1 pseudogene is annotated in these 803 nt (G+C 66.7%); it reads left to right on the top strand.

Annotated features, from left to right (window positions below):
- Position 1: 1 nt before the first annotated feature.
- Positions 2-803 (top strand): annotated as a pseudogene (locus FOY91_RS21420) (IS630 family transposase); the annotation flags it as partial.

Genomic DNA, 803 nt, shown 5'->3' with positions numbered 1-803 from the left:
CATGCCGATCGCGCTTCGCACCGATTTCGACGCTGCCTCTGTGAGGAAGGCGGCCCGCCACTCCAAGGACGGCGCACAAACCCGGCGCTTGCTCGCGCTGGCGGCAATCTATGATGGCGCGAGCCGGACCGAGGCGGCGCGGATCGGCGGGGTTACGTTGCAGATCGTCCGGGACTGGGTGATGAAGTTCAACGCGGCCGGTCCTGACGGACTGGTCGACCGGAAGGCGCCAGGGCAGCCGTCGATCCTCAACGCAGCCCATCGGGCGGCGCTGGTCGAGGCGATCGAGCGCGGGCCCATACCTGCCGCCCATGGTGTCGTGCGCTGGCGGATCGTCGATCTGGCGCAGATGCCGTGGGATGAATTCTTGCTGTCGGTATCGCGGCCCACCCTGAGCCGCGAGCTGCGCGCGCTGGTCTATCGCAAGCTCTCTGCACGGCCCAGGCACCATGCTCAGGACCCGGATGCGATCGAAGCCTTCAAAAAAGGGGCTTTGCCGCCGAGCTGGACAAGGTCAGAGCCTCCCTCCCGCGGGGCACGCCGATAGAGATCTAGTTCCAGGACGAGGCTCGGATCGGGCAGAAGAACAAGATCACGAGGCGATGGGCAAAGCGGGGGACGCGACCCTCGGCACCGCACGATCAGCGCACCAGGTCGGCCTACATCTTCGGCGCGATATGCCCGCAGGAGGGAAAGGCGGCCGGCCTCGTCCTGCCGTTCTGCAACACCGACACAATGAACCTGCACCTGGCGGAGATCGCTCTGCATGTCGCCCCCGGCGCCCACGCCGTGGTGCTCATGGA

This window comes from Alterirhizorhabdus solaris (assembly GCF_007785815.1).
In the GTDB taxonomy this organism is placed as follows: Bacteria; Pseudomonadota; Alphaproteobacteria; order Sphingomonadales; family Sphingomonadaceae; genus Alterirhizorhabdus; species Alterirhizorhabdus solaris.
The sequence above is the reverse complement of the archived record's forward strand: the minus strand, read 5'-3'. Positions and strand labels throughout refer to the sequence as shown.